General features: G+C 60.8%; 14 protein-coding genes and 1 pseudogene. 11 read left to right on the forward strand and 4 right to left on the reverse strand.

Features of this window, described 5'->3' with window-relative positions:
• The first annotated feature begins 82 nt into the window (after positions 1 to 82).
• The 4 genes from ABID26_RS23250 (at position 83) to msuE (ending at position 4,227) form a co-directional block, all read left to right on the forward strand.
• Positions 83 to 1,423, forward strand: a complete 1,341-nt coding sequence (locus ABID26_RS23250) for an ABC transporter substrate-binding protein (protein WP_354416720.1) — start codon at positions 83 to 85, stop codon at positions 1,421 to 1,423.
• A gap of 73 nt (positions 1,424 to 1,496) precedes the next feature.
• Positions 1,497 to 2,288: an ABC transporter ATP-binding protein gene (locus ABID26_RS23255; protein WP_354416721.1), complete on the forward strand. Its 792-nt coding sequence runs from the start codon at positions 1,497 to 1,499 to the stop codon at positions 2,286 to 2,288.
• Positions 2,289 to 2,311: 23 nt separating this feature from the next.
• Positions 2,312 to 3,559 carry an SfnB family sulfur acquisition oxidoreductase gene (locus ABID26_RS23260; protein WP_354416723.1) on the forward strand — a complete coding sequence of 416 codons (1,248 nt, stop codon included), beginning with the start codon at positions 2,312 to 2,314 and terminating at the stop codon, positions 3,557 to 3,559.
• A gap of 107 nt (positions 3,560 to 3,666) precedes the next feature.
• Positions 3,667 to 4,227 (forward strand): FMN reductase, encoded by a 561-nt coding sequence (gene msuE / locus ABID26_RS23265; RefSeq protein WP_354416725.1) that lies wholly within the window; start codon positions 3,667 to 3,669, stop codon positions 4,225 to 4,227.
• A gap of 111 nt (positions 4,228 to 4,338) precedes the next feature.
• Here the strand turns inward: msuE and ABID26_RS23270 are convergent, their stop codons facing one another.
• Positions 4,339 to 4,563 carry a hypothetical protein gene (locus ABID26_RS23270; RefSeq protein ID WP_189406998.1) on the reverse strand — a complete coding sequence of 75 codons (225 nt, stop codon included), beginning with the start codon at positions 4,561 to 4,563 and terminating at the stop codon, positions 4,339 to 4,341.
• Positions 4,564 to 4,689: 126 nt separating this feature from the next.
• Between ABID26_RS23270 and ABID26_RS23275 the strand changes: the two genes are divergently transcribed.
• The 4 genes from ABID26_RS23275 to ABID26_RS23290 are packed head-to-tail and all read left to right on the forward strand — an operon-like array spanning position 4,690 to position 7,926.
• The gene (locus ABID26_RS23275; protein ID WP_127410164.1) at positions 4,690 to 4,977 is read left to right on the forward strand and encodes a gamma-butyrobetaine hydroxylase-like domain-containing protein; all 288 of its coding nucleotides are present in this window, start codon (positions 4,690 to 4,692) and stop codon (positions 4,975 to 4,977) included.
• A gap of 8 nt (positions 4,978 to 4,985) precedes the next feature.
• On the forward strand, positions 4,986 to 6,722 hold the full coding sequence (locus ABID26_RS23280; RefSeq protein WP_354416728.1) for a fumarate reductase/succinate dehydrogenase flavoprotein subunit: 1,737 nt from the start codon (positions 4,986 to 4,988) through the stop codon (positions 6,720 to 6,722).
• A 12-nt stretch (positions 6,723 to 6,734) separates the two neighbouring features.
• Positions 6,735 to 6,968 carry a 4Fe-4S dicluster domain-containing protein gene (locus ABID26_RS23285; protein WP_128371421.1) on the forward strand — a complete coding sequence of 78 codons (234 nt, stop codon included), beginning with the start codon at positions 6,735 to 6,737 and terminating at the stop codon, positions 6,966 to 6,968.
• Position 6,969: 1 nt separating this feature from the next.
• Entirely contained in the window at positions 6,970 to 7,926 is a 957-nt protein-coding gene (locus ABID26_RS23290; protein ID WP_354416730.1) for a HEAT repeat domain-containing protein, read from the forward strand.
• Here ABID26_RS23290 and ABID26_RS23295 read toward each other — a convergent pair.
• Positions 7,840 to 8,748 (reverse strand): Crp/Fnr family transcriptional regulator, encoded by a 909-nt coding sequence (locus ABID26_RS23295; protein ID WP_354416732.1) that lies wholly within the window; start codon positions 8,746 to 8,748, stop codon positions 7,840 to 7,842. The two genes, ABID26_RS23290 and ABID26_RS23295, sit on opposite strands and share 87 nt — an antisense overlap.
• A 348-nt stretch (positions 8,749 to 9,096) precedes the next feature.
• On the opposite strand from ABID26_RS23295, the gene ABID26_RS23300 reads away from it, so the two are divergent.
• Genes ABID26_RS23300 through ABID26_RS23310 form a run of 3 tightly spaced genes read left to right on the forward strand, consistent with a single transcriptional unit; the run spans position 9,097 to position 12,127 of the window.
• The gene (locus ABID26_RS23300) at positions 9,097 to 10,521 is read left to right on the forward strand and encodes an ABC transporter substrate-binding protein (RefSeq protein ID WP_354416734.1); all 1,425 of its coding nucleotides are present in this window, start codon (positions 9,097 to 9,099) and stop codon (positions 10,519 to 10,521) included.
• Entirely contained in the window at positions 10,518 to 11,303 is a 786-nt protein-coding gene (locus ABID26_RS23305) for an ABC transporter permease (protein ID WP_354416736.1), read from the forward strand. Before ABID26_RS23300 ends, ABID26_RS23305 begins: the two co-directional genes overlap by 4 nt.
• Complete coding sequence (locus ABID26_RS23310) at positions 11,300 to 12,127, forward strand: ABC transporter ATP-binding protein (RefSeq protein ID WP_126102203.1); 828 nt, start codon at positions 11,300 to 11,302, stop codon at positions 12,125 to 12,127. Before ABID26_RS23305 ends, ABID26_RS23310 begins: the two co-directional genes overlap by 4 nt.
• A gap of 404 nt (positions 12,128 to 12,531) precedes the next feature.
• On the opposite strand, the pseudogene ABID26_RS37090 reads toward ABID26_RS23310, so the two are convergent.
• Positions 12,532 to 13,674: pseudogene (locus ABID26_RS37090) on the reverse strand (IS110 family RNA-guided transposase).
• 234 nt (positions 13,675 to 13,908) lie between these two features.
• Entirely contained in the window at positions 13,909 to 14,985 is a 1,077-nt protein-coding gene (locus ABID26_RS23325; RefSeq protein ID WP_354416742.1) for an LLM class flavin-dependent oxidoreductase, read from the reverse strand.
• Positions 14,986 to 14,998: the final 13 nt, after the last annotated feature.

Below are 14,998 nucleotides of genomic sequence, written 5' to 3' on the forward strand. Positions count from 1 at the left end.
GAGCAACGCTCTCCAAACCAACGCAGACAATCGGAAAATAAACCAGGGCAACTCAAACGCCCATACTGGAGTACCTCTAACCATGACCTTCCTCAGCACAGTCAAGGCGCTCGCGCTGTCGGCGGCGCTGGCCGTGTCGGTGGCCTTGCCGGCCGCCCACGCCGACGAGCAGTATTTCCCGCTGCAGAGCTATCGTGTCGGGCCTTACGCGGCCGGCGGCACCGGCTTCTTCGGCGGCTTCATAGACTATCTCAACCTCATCAACATCCGCGACGGCGGCGTCAACGGCGTCAAGCTGACCTGGGACGAATGCGAGACCCAGTATGAGGTCGAACGCGGCGTCGAATGCTACGAGCGGCAGAAGAGCCATGCGGGCGCGGCCGCCTGGAATCCGCTCTCGGTCGGTATTGCCTATGCCATGATCGACCGCATCACCGCCGACAAGGTGCCGCTGATCACGGTCAATCACGGCCGCACCGATTCCACCGACGGGCGGGTGTTCCCATATGTCTTCCCGCTGCTGCTCAACCCCTACAGCGAAACGTCCGGCATCGTGAACTACATCGCCGCCAAGGAAGGCGGCATCGACAAGCTGAAGGGCAAGAAGATCGTCGTGCTCTATCACGGCTCGCCCTACGGCAAGGAGACGATCCCGATCTATGAGCTGCTGGCGCAGAAATACGGATTCACCGTGCAGCAGATCGAGGTGCCGCATCCGGGCAACGAGCAGCAGTCGCAGTGGCTGACGATCCGCCGCGCCAAGCCGGACTTCGTCGTGCTGCGCGGCTGGGGCGTGATGAACCCGGTGGCGCTGAAGACGGCGGTCAAGGTCGGTTACCCGGTCGACCACATCATCGGCAATGTCTGGTCGAATTCGGAAGAAGACGTCATCCCCGCCGGCGACGCCGCCAAGGGCTACACCGCCATCACCACGCAGGCTTCGGGCAACACCTATCCAGTGGTGCAGGAGATCGTGAAGACCGTCTACGGCGCCGGTAAGGGCAATCTCGAGGACAAGGCGCGCATCGGCTCGGTCTACCACAATCTCGGCATCGTCAACGGCATCCTCAATGTCGAGGCGATCCGCATCGCGCAGGAGAAGTTCGGCCATCGCACGCTGACCGGCGACGAGGTGCGCTGGGGCTTCGAGCACCTCAAGCTCGATCCGGCCAAGGTCGAGGCGCTCGGCGCCAAGGACCTGTTCCACTCCATCAATGTCAGCTGGGACAACCACGAAGGCGAAGGCTACGTGACCTTCCAGCAGTGGGACGGCAAGAAGTGGAACGTCGTCTCCGACTGGATCGCCCCCGACTGGGCGTTGCTGAGGCCAATCATCGAGAAGTCGTCCGAGGCCTATGCGGCCGAGAAGGGCATCAAGCTGCGCACCGCGGCCGATGCTGACGCGGTGGCCGCCACCAACTGATCCAACTGAACCGGCGCCGGAGCAAAGTTCCGGCGCCTGGTCCTCTTCCTTGCAGAACCGGGAAAGACGCGAGATGCCGGGCAATGACGTCATCCTTGTCGTGGACAATGTCCATGCCACCTACAACCACGCCATCACCGCGCTGCACGGCGTCAGCTTCGAGCTTCGGCGCGGCGAGATCCTGGCGCTGCTCGGCGCCAACGGCGCCGGCAAGAGCACGACGCTGAAGGCGGTCTCCAACCTGCTTCCGGCCGAGCGCGGCCAGATCAATGCAGGCACGATCCTGTTCGATGGCAGCGACGTTACCCGCCGCAGGCCGGGCGACCTCGTGCGAGCCGGGCTCGTCCAGGTGCTGGAGGGGCGTCACTGCTTCAAGAGCCTCACCGTCGAGGAGAATCTGGTTTCCGGAGGTATCGGCCGCAGCGGCCGGCGCGGCGAGATCAGCCGGGATCTGGAGCGTATCTATGGACTGTTCCCCAGGCTCGCGGAGAAGCGCCGCACGCTTGCCGGACTGACCTCGGGCGGCGAGCAGCAGATGACCGCGATCGGCCGGGCGCTGATGTCGCGGCCGCGCCTGCTGGTTCTCGACGAACCGTCGATGGGGCTTGCGCCGCTGGTCGTTCAGGACATCTTCCTGGCGCTGAAGAAACTCAACCAGGAGACGGGCCTGTCGATCCTGGTCGCCGAGCAGAACTCGGCCGTGGCGCTTAAATATGCCGACTACTCCACGGTGCTCGAAAATGGCGTCTCCGTTCTCTCCGGCGGCGCCACCAGCCTTCGTCAGCGCGAGGATGTCCGGGCCTTCTATCTCGGGCAAAAGGCACCGCCCGCCACGCCGCCCAGCCACCTCCATGCCGTCGTCTGAATCGAAATCTGAAGGAGACTGAAATGACTGTGTCCAACGTCAAGACCGGCAGGGCCGCGGCCGCCGTGCCGCCGGTCGCCAGGCCCGCCGAGCCCGCGCATATCATCAAGGACGACGCCGAGGCGATTGCCGTCGCGCAGCGGCTGGCGGCCGAGTTTGTCAAGGATTCTTCCAAGCGCGACCGCGACCGGGTCTGGCCTGTGGCCGAGCTCGACCAGTTCTCGCAGAGCGGCCTGTGGTCGATCAATGTGCCCAGGGCGTTCGGTGGCCCGGAAGTGTCTTACGCGACACTCGCCAAGGTGATCGAGATCATCTCGGCCGCCGATTCCTCGATCGGCCAGATCGCGCAGAACCATCTCGGCGTCGTCGCGGCGATCCGCACCGTTTCCGATAAGGACCAGCAGGCGCTGCTCTTCGCCGAAGTGCTGAGGGGCACGCGGTTCGGCAATGCCTTTTCCGAATTCGGCTCCAAGCGCGCGGCCGATTTCGAAACGAAGTTCACCGACGCCGGCGACCATGCGATCGTCAATGGCCAGAAATTCTATTCCTCCGGCGCGCTGCTCGCGCATCTGGTGCCGATCGTGGCGCTCGATGGCGAGGGCCGTGCCTGGTATGCGATCGCCGATCGTGGCGCGCCCGGGCTGACGGTGATCGACGACTGGTCGAGCTTCGGCCAGCGCACCACGTTGTCGGGCACCGTCATCATCGACAACGTCAAGGTGCCGAAGACACACCTGGTGCCGGGCTACAAGGGCTACGACAGGCCGACCGCCGACGGCGCGATCTTCCAGATCATCCAGGTCGCGGTCGACACCGGCATCGCGCAGGCCGCGATCGACGAGACGGTTCAGTTCGTCCGGACCAGGAGCCGCGCCTGGATCGACAGCGGCGTCGACAACGCCTGGGATGATCCCTACACGATCCAGGCGGTCGGCGACCTGACGCTGCGCCTGCATGCCGCGCAGGCGCTGCTGGAAAAGGCCGGCCTGGCAATCGACAAGGCAGTGGTTGAGCCGACCGCCGAGACGGTGGCGCATGCGCAGATCGTCACCGCGGAAGCGAAGATCCTGTCGACCGAGATCGCGATCGCGGCAACCAACAAGCTATTTGAATTGGCGGGCACCCGCTCGACGCTCGCCGAGCACAATCTCGACCGGCACTGGCGCAACGCCCGCACCCATACGCTGCATGATCCCGTGCGCTGGAAATACGCAATCCTCGGCAAGTATTTCCTCAACGGCGAAAACCCGCCCTTGCATGCCTGGAGCTGATCGGAGCCGCCGCCGGGACTTTACGCCCGGAGGAATCATTTTCGCCAAGCGGCGGCCCGGCAGGGCCGCCCCGTTCTCAATCGGAAGCGTCATTGGAGGTCCGTTCCATGTCCAGCCCAGCAATCGTCGGCTTTTCCGGCAACATCACCCGACCGTCGAAGACGCGCAGCTTTGTCGACCTTGTCGTCCAGGACATCGCCACACGCCATGGCCTGACGGGGCACACCTACGACATCGACGATGTCGGCCCGTCGCTGGGCGCAGCCAGATGGTCGCGCGATCTCGATGACCGAGGGCAGACGATCCTGGCGCAGGTCATTGCAGCCGACGTGCTCGTGGTCGGCTCACCGACCTACAAGGGCAGCTATACCGGGCTGTTCAAGCATTTCTTCGACCTGATCGATCCGTCGGCGCTGAGGAGCAAGCCCGTGCTGTTGACCGCGACCGGAGGCGGCGAGCGCCATGCCCTGATCGTGGAGCATCAGCTGCGGCCGCTGTTCGGCTTTTTCGAGGCTTTCACTCTGCCCACGGCGGTGTACGCGACCGACAAGGATTTCACCGACGGTGTGCTCCGGTCCGAACTCATTCTGAAGCGGGCGGCGCAGGCTGTTGACCACGTTGCGGTTCTGCTTGCCGACAGGCCGGGTGTCAGATTGGCGGCGGAGTAGATTGCAGCTGCCCTTAACCAGGGAGCCGCAAGAAACGTTAGCTTCGCCGAGGATCGATGGGCTGCAAAGCTGGGAAGGGTTCCGATTATATCATGCTACCCTCGCGCGCCGTCACGGCGCACCGATGTCCCCGGAAAAGCGCTTGACGTGGCGCCCTTGAACAGGAGACGCGGTCACCCCCAAGCCTTCGTCGTATAGTACATTGAGCGTCCAGCTGATCCAGAAGTCTGACATTGCCGACTGGCGAGCCGATGCGGTTTGCCGTCGTGAGGAACAGGTCGAGCCGGTCACGCGGCGGTGCCCGCGATGACCTGTCGATAAGGTCTGGGTGGTCATGGCTGCAGCCTTTGCCAGCCTACCGGGAGTTCGCTCGCCTGCAATTCGACTACGGAAGGCAGGCAATTTATTGCGTGTCCAATCGAGACTCACTCGTACAATGGCGTCGAACCACCGGGAAACGCCATGAAACCTTTGGAAATAAGGATCGATGCCGACCGTCGATCCCTAGCCATCACGTGGGACGACGGCAGTCGAGCTGGTGTCCAGGCATCACAATTGCGCAAACTCAGCCGAGCGGCCCATCAGATCCGGTCCGCCCTCGAAGGAAAGGAGCATTCCTTCGACGACGTTACAATCGTTAGTGCCGAGGCTATCGGGTCCTACGCCATGCGTCTGGTTTTTTCCGATGGTCACGACCGCGGCATCTATCCCTGGCGCTATCTGCGCGAAATCACCCACACTCAGCGTTGAGCAGCACAATGGACCACCTTGTCGATGGGCTAACCGAAGTCGCTTGCGATGTTCTGGTAATTGGTGGCGGCACAGCTGGCCCGATGGCCGCGTTGAAGGCCAAGCAGCGCAGCCAGGACCTAAAGGTCGTGCTGCTCGAGAAGGCAAATGTTAAGCGATCGGGCGCGATCTCGATGGGCATGGACGGACTAAACAATGCCGTTGTGCCTGGCTACTCCACACCCGAGCAGTACACCAAGGAGATAACAATCGCCAATGACGGGATCGTCGACCAGGCGCCCATTGTCAAATATGCTTCGCGTTGTCATGAAATCATCGAGGAACTGGATCGCTTCGGTATACGCTTCCAAAAGACCGCCAACGGCGATTTCGACCTGAAGAAGGTTCATCATCTCGGAACCTACGTCCTGCCGATGCCGAATGGTGACACGGTAAAAAAGGCACTTTATCGCCAGCTCAGACGCGAGCGGATTCTGATCTCCAATCGCTACATGGCTACCCGCCTGTTGACCGCGAAGAATGGCCGGATCGCGGGAGCCATCGCGGTAAATACACGCTCCGCCGAGTTTCTCGTGGTTCGCGCGAAGACCGTGATCTTATGCATGGGCGCGGCGGGCCGGCTCGGCTTGCCGCATTCAGGCTACCTGTTTGGAACCTATGAGAACCCGACCAATTCGGGGGACGGGTATGCAATGGCTTATCACGCAGGCGCCGCACTCGCCAATCTCGAATGTTACCAGATCAACCCGCTGATCAAGGATTATAATGGTCCCGCCTGCGCATATGTTGCGGGGCCATTTGGGGCATACACTGCCAACAACGAGGGCAAGCGCTTCATCGAGAGCGACTATTGGTCGGGACAGATGATGCAGGAGTTCTATAACGAGCTCAAGTCCGGCAAGGGGCCGGTTTTCCTGAAGCTCAATCACCTGCATTCCGACACGGTCAGCGAGATCGAAAGGATCTTGCACAGAGTCGAGCGTCCCTCACGCGGAAGATTCCATGAAGGGCGCGGGACCGATTACCGCAACAAAATGATTGAGATGCATATCTCTGAGATCGGCTTCTGTTCAGGCCATAGCGCATCTGGGGTGTTCGTCGATGAATATGCTCGCACGACCGTCGCCGGCCTTTACGCAGCGGGCGACATGGCCAGCGTTCCACATAACTACATGCTCGGCGCATTCACCAATGGCGCGATAGCTGGAGAACACGCGGCCGAAATCGCGGGTGAGGTTGACCTGCCGGAATTCGACAGCGATCTGCTCGGGCGGGAGCGGGAACGGGTGTTGGCGCCTACCCGGCGCGCCGACGGCATTCCGCCAAACCAGTTGGAATACAAGACCCGGCGCCTCGTCAACGACTATCTGCAGCCGCCAAAGGTCACCGCCAAGATGAAGATCGGGCAGGATAGGCTTGCCGAGGTGCGAGACGATCTGGAGACAGCACTTGTCGCCCGCGACGCTCATGAGCTCATGCGTTGCCTAGAGGTCTCTTCGATCCTCGATTGCGCAGAAATGGCAGCCCATGCTTCGCTCTTTCGCACCGAAAGCCGCTGGGGCCTCTACCATCATCGCGTTGATCATCCGGAGAAGGACAACGCGAACTGGTTCTGCCACACCCTGCTGCGCAAGATTGACGACCAAATGGTTTCCGAGAAGCGAGCCGTCCAACCCTACCTCGTCCCTATCGAGGACGAAGAGCGGACAGCCTACGATCGTCTGCGTGTTTCCAAAAATGCTTGACTGGGAGAATATATGCCTCTCGCGCTTTCGCCTACCAGCATCCCCGTAGTCGTAGACGATGCGAAATGCATCGCAGACAAGGGCTGCACCGTCTGTGTCGACGTCTGCCCGCTCGACGTACTGCGCATCAGCGATTTGACCGGCAAAGCCTACATGAAATTCGACGAATGCTGGTATTGCATGCCGTGCGAGACGGATTGCCCAACAGGTGCAGTCACCGTGAACATCCCCTACTTGTTGCGATGACATGAGCAACTTCGATCCCTTTGAAGAGTTCGGCGACATCGATGGAACAGTCGAACGCCTCAATGACACAGACAGCAGAGTGCGCCAGTTGGCGGTGATTGATCTTGGCGCTACCGGGTGGCCCGAAGTGCTCCCTCATCTTCTGGCCGCGATCGACGACCCAAGTGAGGCCGTGCGATTGCAGGTTGCGCTTGCCTTTGCCGAATTCGATTCGAAAGAAGCGGCAAGGGGACTCGTCAAGTTGGTCACGGATAATGACGAGCCCGTGGCAAAGGCGGCGGCCGACGGTCTTGCCGAAATCAAGGATCCTACTGCAGCAGAACTGATCAGACCGCTGCTCGAACACAAGAGCACTTTCGTCCGAGCAGCAGCCCTTCGAGGGCTAAGAGAGCTGCGATCGCCGGCATCGCTCGCCCCGGCCCTAGCAGCCATGCGCGACCAGAATCCTGATGTACGAGCCCAGGCGATTGGCGTTGTCGCCTACCTCAAACTAGAGGAGACATTGCCGTCGCTGATTGCCGCGACGCTGGACCTGGATGCTGGCGTCAGGACAGTCGCTATAAGTGCGCTTTCCTTCTCGAGCCAGCCGGCGGCCGCTGCGGCGGTCGCGGCAGCGCTTGGCGATGATAGCTGGCGGGTGCGCGCTGTCGCCGCGGATTCGCTCGGCCAACTTGGCCAAGCCGCGGTGATCCATGTGCTCACTGCGGCCTTGGAGGATGAGTACTGGCAGGTCCAACTCAGATGCCTGAACGCGCTTGGCAAACTCAAAGCCCATGCGGCAGTTCCGGCAATTTCAGAGTTGCTTCGAAGCGAGATTGCAGCCGTGCGCAAGGAGGCGGCCGCCGCGCTTGGCGAAATCGCTGCCCCGGCCTCACGCGACGCGTTGATGAATCACAGCGGCGATGCCGATCCCGACGTCCGCAAGACGGTGCGCTGGGCCCTGGCACGGCTCGGCTAGAACTGTCGAAGGCCGATTACTGGCGCCATCCTTCGAAACCATGTTCATTAGCTTGTGCGGGCGCTCGATGCGAATTTGACGCGGCGTGACCGTAACCAGCCCATCTTTCTGGAAGCGTTTCATCATCATCGTTACCCACTGGCGCGTTGACCCAACCATCGCGGCAATCTGATCATGCGTCACCTTGGCGTTTATGATTACGGCATGCCCGTCACGCACCCCATGGAGTTCTCCGAGATTCATCAGAAATTGGGCCAGGCGCTCGATCACCGAGCGAGTTCCCAGCATCTGCGCCATGGCCGAATAGCATCTGCCCTTTGCTGCTAGCCCCTGCACGAGACACAGAGCGAAGCCCGGAAGCTCAGTGAGGAGCCGCTTGAGCGCGGAGGCAGGCAGAAAAAGGATCTCGCAGTCACTAAGCGCCTCGCCGGACCAGATGTGAGCGCCTCCGCCGGTCATCTCGGGACCGCCGATAAAATGTCCGGCAGTCCAATAGGCGAGCGTGATCTCCCGTCCTGATGGAGCGGTATAAAAGACACGCACCTGCCCGCTTTCGATTATGAAAATGCCCCCGTGCCGATCGCCCTGGCTGAAGATCGCCTCACCGGTCGAGAAGGCGAGCCGCCGGCCGTGACCGTTGAGCCTCGCCACTTCGTCCGGGTTCAGCGTGTCCAGAAAATGCGCGCCTTCATCCAGCCCCTCGATGCTTTCGCTCAGGAAGAGTGCCTGGCCACCAGGGAGCAAAACCTGATTGGGAAGTGCTGGTCGTGGCTGCTGCCTTCGTTCGTTAGCCGCGCTTGTAGCGTTCCCTGGCAGGGTCATGATCGGTCCTCCATAAGAGCAGGAGGAAAACTATATAAGTTCTATAGACTATAAAGAAAAATGATTGCGCATTTTGGCGATGGCGGGAACGATTGTCTCGGTTCTGCGACCGGTGCCCGTTGCTGAGCGCTCCGTAAGCGTTTGAATTGTCGATAGAAGCCTGCCTGGCCTCAATACTTTGTCCACCTCAACGAACCGTCCGCTGGTCTGCTTGGGGGGCAAATAATTGCTTATCCCGCTAGCCAGGGCGCCTCATAACCAGCGGGACGGCGGTGAGCGTTCGTCCACCGGGTCGCCGAACCAAACAGCCACCGGGGGGAACCCGGACACAATGAATGGAACAGGACCATGAATTTGCGCACACCCTTCGCTGCAGTCACCCTGGCGGCAGCCGTCTTGGTTTCGGCTGCCCAAGCAGAAACCATTCGAGTGGCGATCGGCACACAGGACACGACGATCAATACTGCGACCGGCGGGCTTCTTATCCGCGAATTGAATCTCCTTGAAAAATACCTTCCACACGACGGCAGGTACCAAGCCGCCACCTATGACATTCAGTGGAAGAACTTCACGAGCGGCGCGCCAATCACCAATGAGCAGCTCGCGGGCAAGCTCGATTTTGGGGTCATGGCAGACTTTCCAGGTTCGTTGAACGGTCTTGCGCACCTCAAGGCGGGAAAAAAGAGTCTTTTCATTGCAGTGCTTTCGGGAAGCGTCAATGGCAGCGGCAACGGCATCGTCGTGCCGGCCAATTCACCCATCCAATCGCTGTCGGAGCTAAAGGGCAAGACGATCTCGGTGCCGTTTGCTTCGACTTCGCACGGGATGTTGTTGCGAGCCGTGCAGGCGCAAGGCTGGGATACCGAAAACGACGTCAAGATCATTACCCAAGCTCCCGAGGTCGCCGGTCCATCTCTCAAGGCGGATCAAATTGACGCGCATGCCGATTTCGTTCCGTTTGCGGAGCTCTTCCCGTGGCGCGGTTTTGCCCGCAAGATCTATGATGGTTCGCAGGCAAAGGTGCCAACCTTTCACGGCGTCTTGGTCGATGCTTCCTACGCCGAAAAATATCCCGAGGTCGTCATCGCCTACCTTCGTGCTGCGATCGAGGCAGACCAGCTCATCGGCAGAGAGCCCGAGAAGTACAGCGAGCTGATCGGGAAGATCACGGGCGTCGACGCCGAAGTGGACTATCTGTTCCACGGTCCGCTTGGATTGCAGACCCGCGATCTTACGTGGAAGCCAGAGTATCGACAGGCCGTGGCCACCGCAATTGGGACTCTTAAGCTCCTCAAGAAGGCGGACACCTCTCTTGATGTCGACACCTTCGTCGATGATCGTTTCATTCGAGCGGCGTTCAAGGCGTCAGGCTTGGATTATGAAGCGGCGCTGAACAATTACGAGCAGCTGCCGTTAAAGGCCAACGATGCTTCAACAGGTCAGCAGATCAACGATCCCAAGCGCGTCGCCGAGATCTGGGTCGAAGGCGAACCGCGGGTCCGATATTACGCCTCGCCGGAAAATGCCTTTTTGGCACTCAAGTCAATAGAAGGCGAGGGAAAGGCCGTAAGGGTATTCTATGCGCAAGACCGCGACAGCGGCATCAAGCTCTTAGGCAACCAGGCCTGGTTCGTGCGCTCCGATAGCGGCGTGGTCAGCGCGTTCCTTCTCAAGGAAAAAGCCGAGAGTTGGGCCAAGGCGAATGGGGGGAAGGTGCTGGATTTTGTCGGGGTCAGAGCTGCCTTGGTGGCAAGCAATCAAGGCGACCAATGATCGGCCTTCAACTCGGCCGCTGGCTACGCCGGGCGTGCTCTCTCGCCATCTGCCTCTCTTTTTGGCAGATGGCCTCCACTCTGAAATTGGACTTCGGCGTCGTTACCTTTTCGAATGTACCGCTTCCGGCAGACGTCGCGTCGGCTGGCCTTGAGTTCTTTCACTCACCGCGGCTCTTTTCTCACGTAGTCAGCAGCCTTGAGCGCGTCTTCGCAGGCTATGGAATCGCCGCTGTGGCGGGCGTCACATTGGGTCTGCTGATCGGTCGATTGCGATTTGCCGGAGACTTCCTACAGGCGCCTCTCGAGCTGTTGCGCCCGATCCCTGCTGTAGCATGGATCCCGCTGGCGGTTCTGATGTTTCCGTCTTCCGAGCTTTCGATGATCTTCATCACTTTCACGGGCGCTCTCTTTCCAATCCTGATCAACACCGTCCACGGTGTCGAAAACATCGATCCTCGGCTGATCGCATCCGCACGCAGCCTGGGCAGCACCCGCTCAGCCATGCTCCTGGAGGTGATCATCCCGGGCGCCGCACCGAGCGTTGTCACCGGACTGGTGATCGGGATGGGCACGTCCTGGTTCTGCCTGGTCACCGCGGAAATGATCTCCGGTCAGTACGGCATCGGCTACTACACCTGGGAATCCTATACGCTCCAGAACTATCCCGAGATCATTGTTGGCATGATCGTCATTGGGCTGCTTGGCATGGCGAGCAGTGCTGCGCTGAAGGCCGTGGGAGCGGCACTCCTCCCGTGGCACAGCAAGGAAGCTAAATCATGAATGTTCAGGAGCGCAAATTCCAGGCAACGTTAGGCCGCATCGCGGCCGAACGCGTCTCATTAAAGCTGGGCCGGGGCAGCGCGGCCTTTGAGGCGGTGAGCGATGTGAGCTTCGAAATCTCGCCGGGCGAATTCGTGTGTCTTTTGGGCCCGTCGGGCTGCGGGAAGTCTACCCTTCTCGGCGCCTTGGCTGGGCATATTGCGCCGCTTTCAGGCAGGCTTTGCGTCGATGGCCTGCCCGTGCGAGGCCCGCATCCGGAGCGAGGCATCGTCTTCCAGCATCACACACTTTTCCCGTGGAAGAACGCTCGTGACAATGTCGCGTTCGGACCAAAAATGCGCGGCGTCGGGCGCGCCGCACGCAGGCGCGAAGCGGACAGGATCCTGGAGCTCGTCGGCCTCAATGGTTTTGCAGACCGCTACCCCGGCGAGCTTTCCGGCGGCATGCAACAGCGCGTGGAGATCGCCCGCGTGCTTATCAATCAGCCCAGACTACTTTTGATGGACGAACCCTTCGCAGCGCTTGATGCGCTCACCAGGCTCAGGATGCAGGAACTGCTGCTGGAGGTTTGGGACCAATTCAGAACCACGATTGTCTTCGTCACCCACGATATCGACGAAGCGGTGCTGCTTTCGGATCGCATCATCGTCATGAAGGCGCAGCCGGGCCGCATCCATGAGGAGATCATTGTGGGTTTCGACAGGCCGAGAACGGCAGAAATGATCGCGTCCATTGAGTTTCTGCGTTTGAAGCAGCATTGTCTGAAGCTGCTTCGCAGCGACAGCCAGCCGGATACTTTGGCACGGCTTTCGCCGCTGGGTTGAAGTCGACTTTTGCAAGTCCCGTCGGGCCATTATCCGAGATTAAGCCAAGGACGTCATTTCCAGGTCCCTTCCGGCCTCAGGGCGGCTTGGGACTACTTGAACGAGTTACCGAGCGAACGAAACCTTTGAACCCCCCCCTCATATGAGGCGAGTTGTGTCAACGGTAGCGGCGGCGAAATCACCTCGGACGCTGTCGGGATCGGCCTCGCGGCGAATTGCGGAACAATTCCGGTCGGCTCGGGCGGAGCCTGCACCCATATCCCGCATGCACGGGCAAGTTTGGCGAGGCCGGGAAGGATGGGACCCATCTTTTTGACGGCGTTAACTGCCCTGGGGGGCGCCGGTCCACATCCATCCCGCTTCGTCGCAAGTGACGTTGGCCGCCCTCGCGTCGAACTTTTTCGTCAGGCCTTGGTCATGGCGCCCTCCGGCAGCAGGCCCTGGGTCAGATACCGCCACAAGGCGATTATCAGCTTGCGCGCCAAGGCGACGATCATGGTGCGGCGGATGCGTCCTTTGCGGCGCCGACGCGCTCATGAAACCAGCGCGCGAGACTGCTATCGGGCTGATGGCGCAGCCACATCCAGGCAAGTTCAATGGCGGTTCGTCGCGCTCGCGGATTGCCTGATCTCTGGATACCTTGATCGCGGCTGACCGCGCCGCTGCTCCAAGGGCTGGATGCAAGACCGAGATAGCCGGCGACCTCACGCCGGTTCTGGAAATCGCGAAAGAACACCTCGTTCGTCATTACGCTTGCGATCGTCAGGCCGATGCCACGCAGATGACTCAGTTGGACGATCCCGGGAGCTGTGGTCTCGGCGGCTTGACGCTGCTCAGCCTCGACCTCCATGATCATCTCGATTACTTGCCACAAGCGGCGGCACTCGCGCTTGATCTCGTTCTTCAGGCAGGGCGGTAGATTCCGCCCGTCAGCCGTGCGCAGCGTCTCGAGCTGCTCACGCCAGTCCCGTCTGGCTGGCTTGAAGTCGCGGATGCCCTGGGTCATCAAAAGCCCCTTGACGCGGCTCGAATGCTGGCCGCGTTCGTTGACGAGCCGAGCCCGTTCCCGGCTGCGACGGCGGTCGTTCGTTCTCCTGCTCGAGGCTCGGCACTCGCACAACCCGGCAGACCCTCGGCTCGCCACGTTCCAGCGCCATCAGCGTGCGCAGCAGCGCCGCCGCATCGAGGCGATCCGTCTTGGCGCGGCGTGACCGGCGGTCGACCAGGATGCTGGCCGCGTCCAGAACCTGATTGTCGATGCCGAGGTCGCACAGGAAACGATGCAGCCAGAAACCGTCGTAGCCGGCCTCGTAGCACGACATTACCCGAACCGGACGCGTCAAGGCGGCCTGCGCCTGTTCGCGCCGGTGTTCAATGAGAGCCATAAGCCCTTCGGTGTCGCCTCCTTGCAGGCGATGCAGGCTGATCTTGTCGACCGCCGGCGAGTGCAGGGCCACAAGCCAGGTCGACTTGCTCAATTCTAGTGCCATGAAAATTGTGGCAGTCTTCTCGTCGACGGGCGGCACAGCAACGGATGAGAGATTCATGAGACGTCTCCAGGGTTAGGATGTCGGACCCCGAAACCTTACCTGAGTTCCGCCGCCCGTCGCCTCATGGGATCTTTCTGGGGACCAGCTTGGATGCCGAGTTACGGAAACGTAGTCTCTGCTGAGTTGCGCGACTGACGCCACTTCAGCTTCTCGGCAGCGGGCCCACGATATCATGCGATCCGGGCCAAGGATTCGCGACGATCTCGCGACCAGCGCGGATGATCCGATGATTTAATCCGCTTCACTTAGCAGGGGAAGCAGCTGTTGCCCCTGCCGCTCGATCTCTGGCAGATACGGTGTGTCGGACAGCACGAAATGACTTATCCCAAGATCCCGGTAGTTGCGCAATGAATTGGCAACGTCCGCTGCCGAACCGACCAGCCAGGTGGTGCCGGCGCCGCCGCCGCCGAATTTTCCTGGGGCAGTGTAAAGATTGTCGTCGAGCACCTCGCCGCGCGCCTGCAGATCGAGCAGCCGTTTTTGGCCAACTGCAACGGACCGATGGGGATCGCTAAAGGAGACGCCTTCGCGCCTCGCGATTTCGGCAACTTTTGCTTCGGCATCGGTCCAAGCCTGGCCGGCGGTATCGCGGACCAGCGTAGTAACGCGTAACCCGAATTCCAGTGGGGGAAGGTCGCGATCCAACTTTTTGCTGAGGACCTTAAGACGCTCGATCCGCTGTGCTATGTCATCGAGCGGTTCACCCCAGAAGAGCTGGACATCCGCTTCGGTGGCCGATACCCGCTCGGCCGCCTCCGAAGCGCCGCCGAAATAGAGTTTTGGATGCCGACGGTCACCGCGCACCTCGATGCGTGGCACGACGGTGGATTGGGTCACCTGGAAATGTTCGCCGATATAGGTGACGTTCTTCTCGGTCCATAGCTTTCGGACAAGCCGCAAGAATTCCTTGGTTCGGGCGTAACGGTGCGGCTGGTCCCCCTCGCTGTCGCCATATGCTTCAAGGTTGTCCAGCCCCGATACGATGTTGATCCGCACGCGCCCGCCCGTCAGGTGGTCAAGCGTGGCTGCGGCGGACGCGAGGTTCGCCGGCCGCCAATAGCCAGGTCGGATAGCGATGAGCGGTTCGAAGGAGGTCGTCTGCGCTGCAAGGGCAGCGGCAAGCGTGAAAGTGTCGGGACGGCCCCAACCCGTTCCGATCAGGGCGCCCTTCCAGCCATTGTCCTCAAGCGCTTTCGCGTGGTCCGTCAGGGTCTGGAGGCTGTTGTGGTTTTCGACGACGTCGTCGCCCCGATGCCCGGACTTGACCTCGTTGGGGATGTACCAAAGAAATTCGGATTTGCTGCTCATGCGACCTGGTCTG

It is taken from the genome of Mesorhizobium shonense, assembly GCF_040545255.1.
GTDB lineage: Bacteria > Pseudomonadota > Alphaproteobacteria > Rhizobiales > Rhizobiaceae > Mesorhizobium > Mesorhizobium shonense.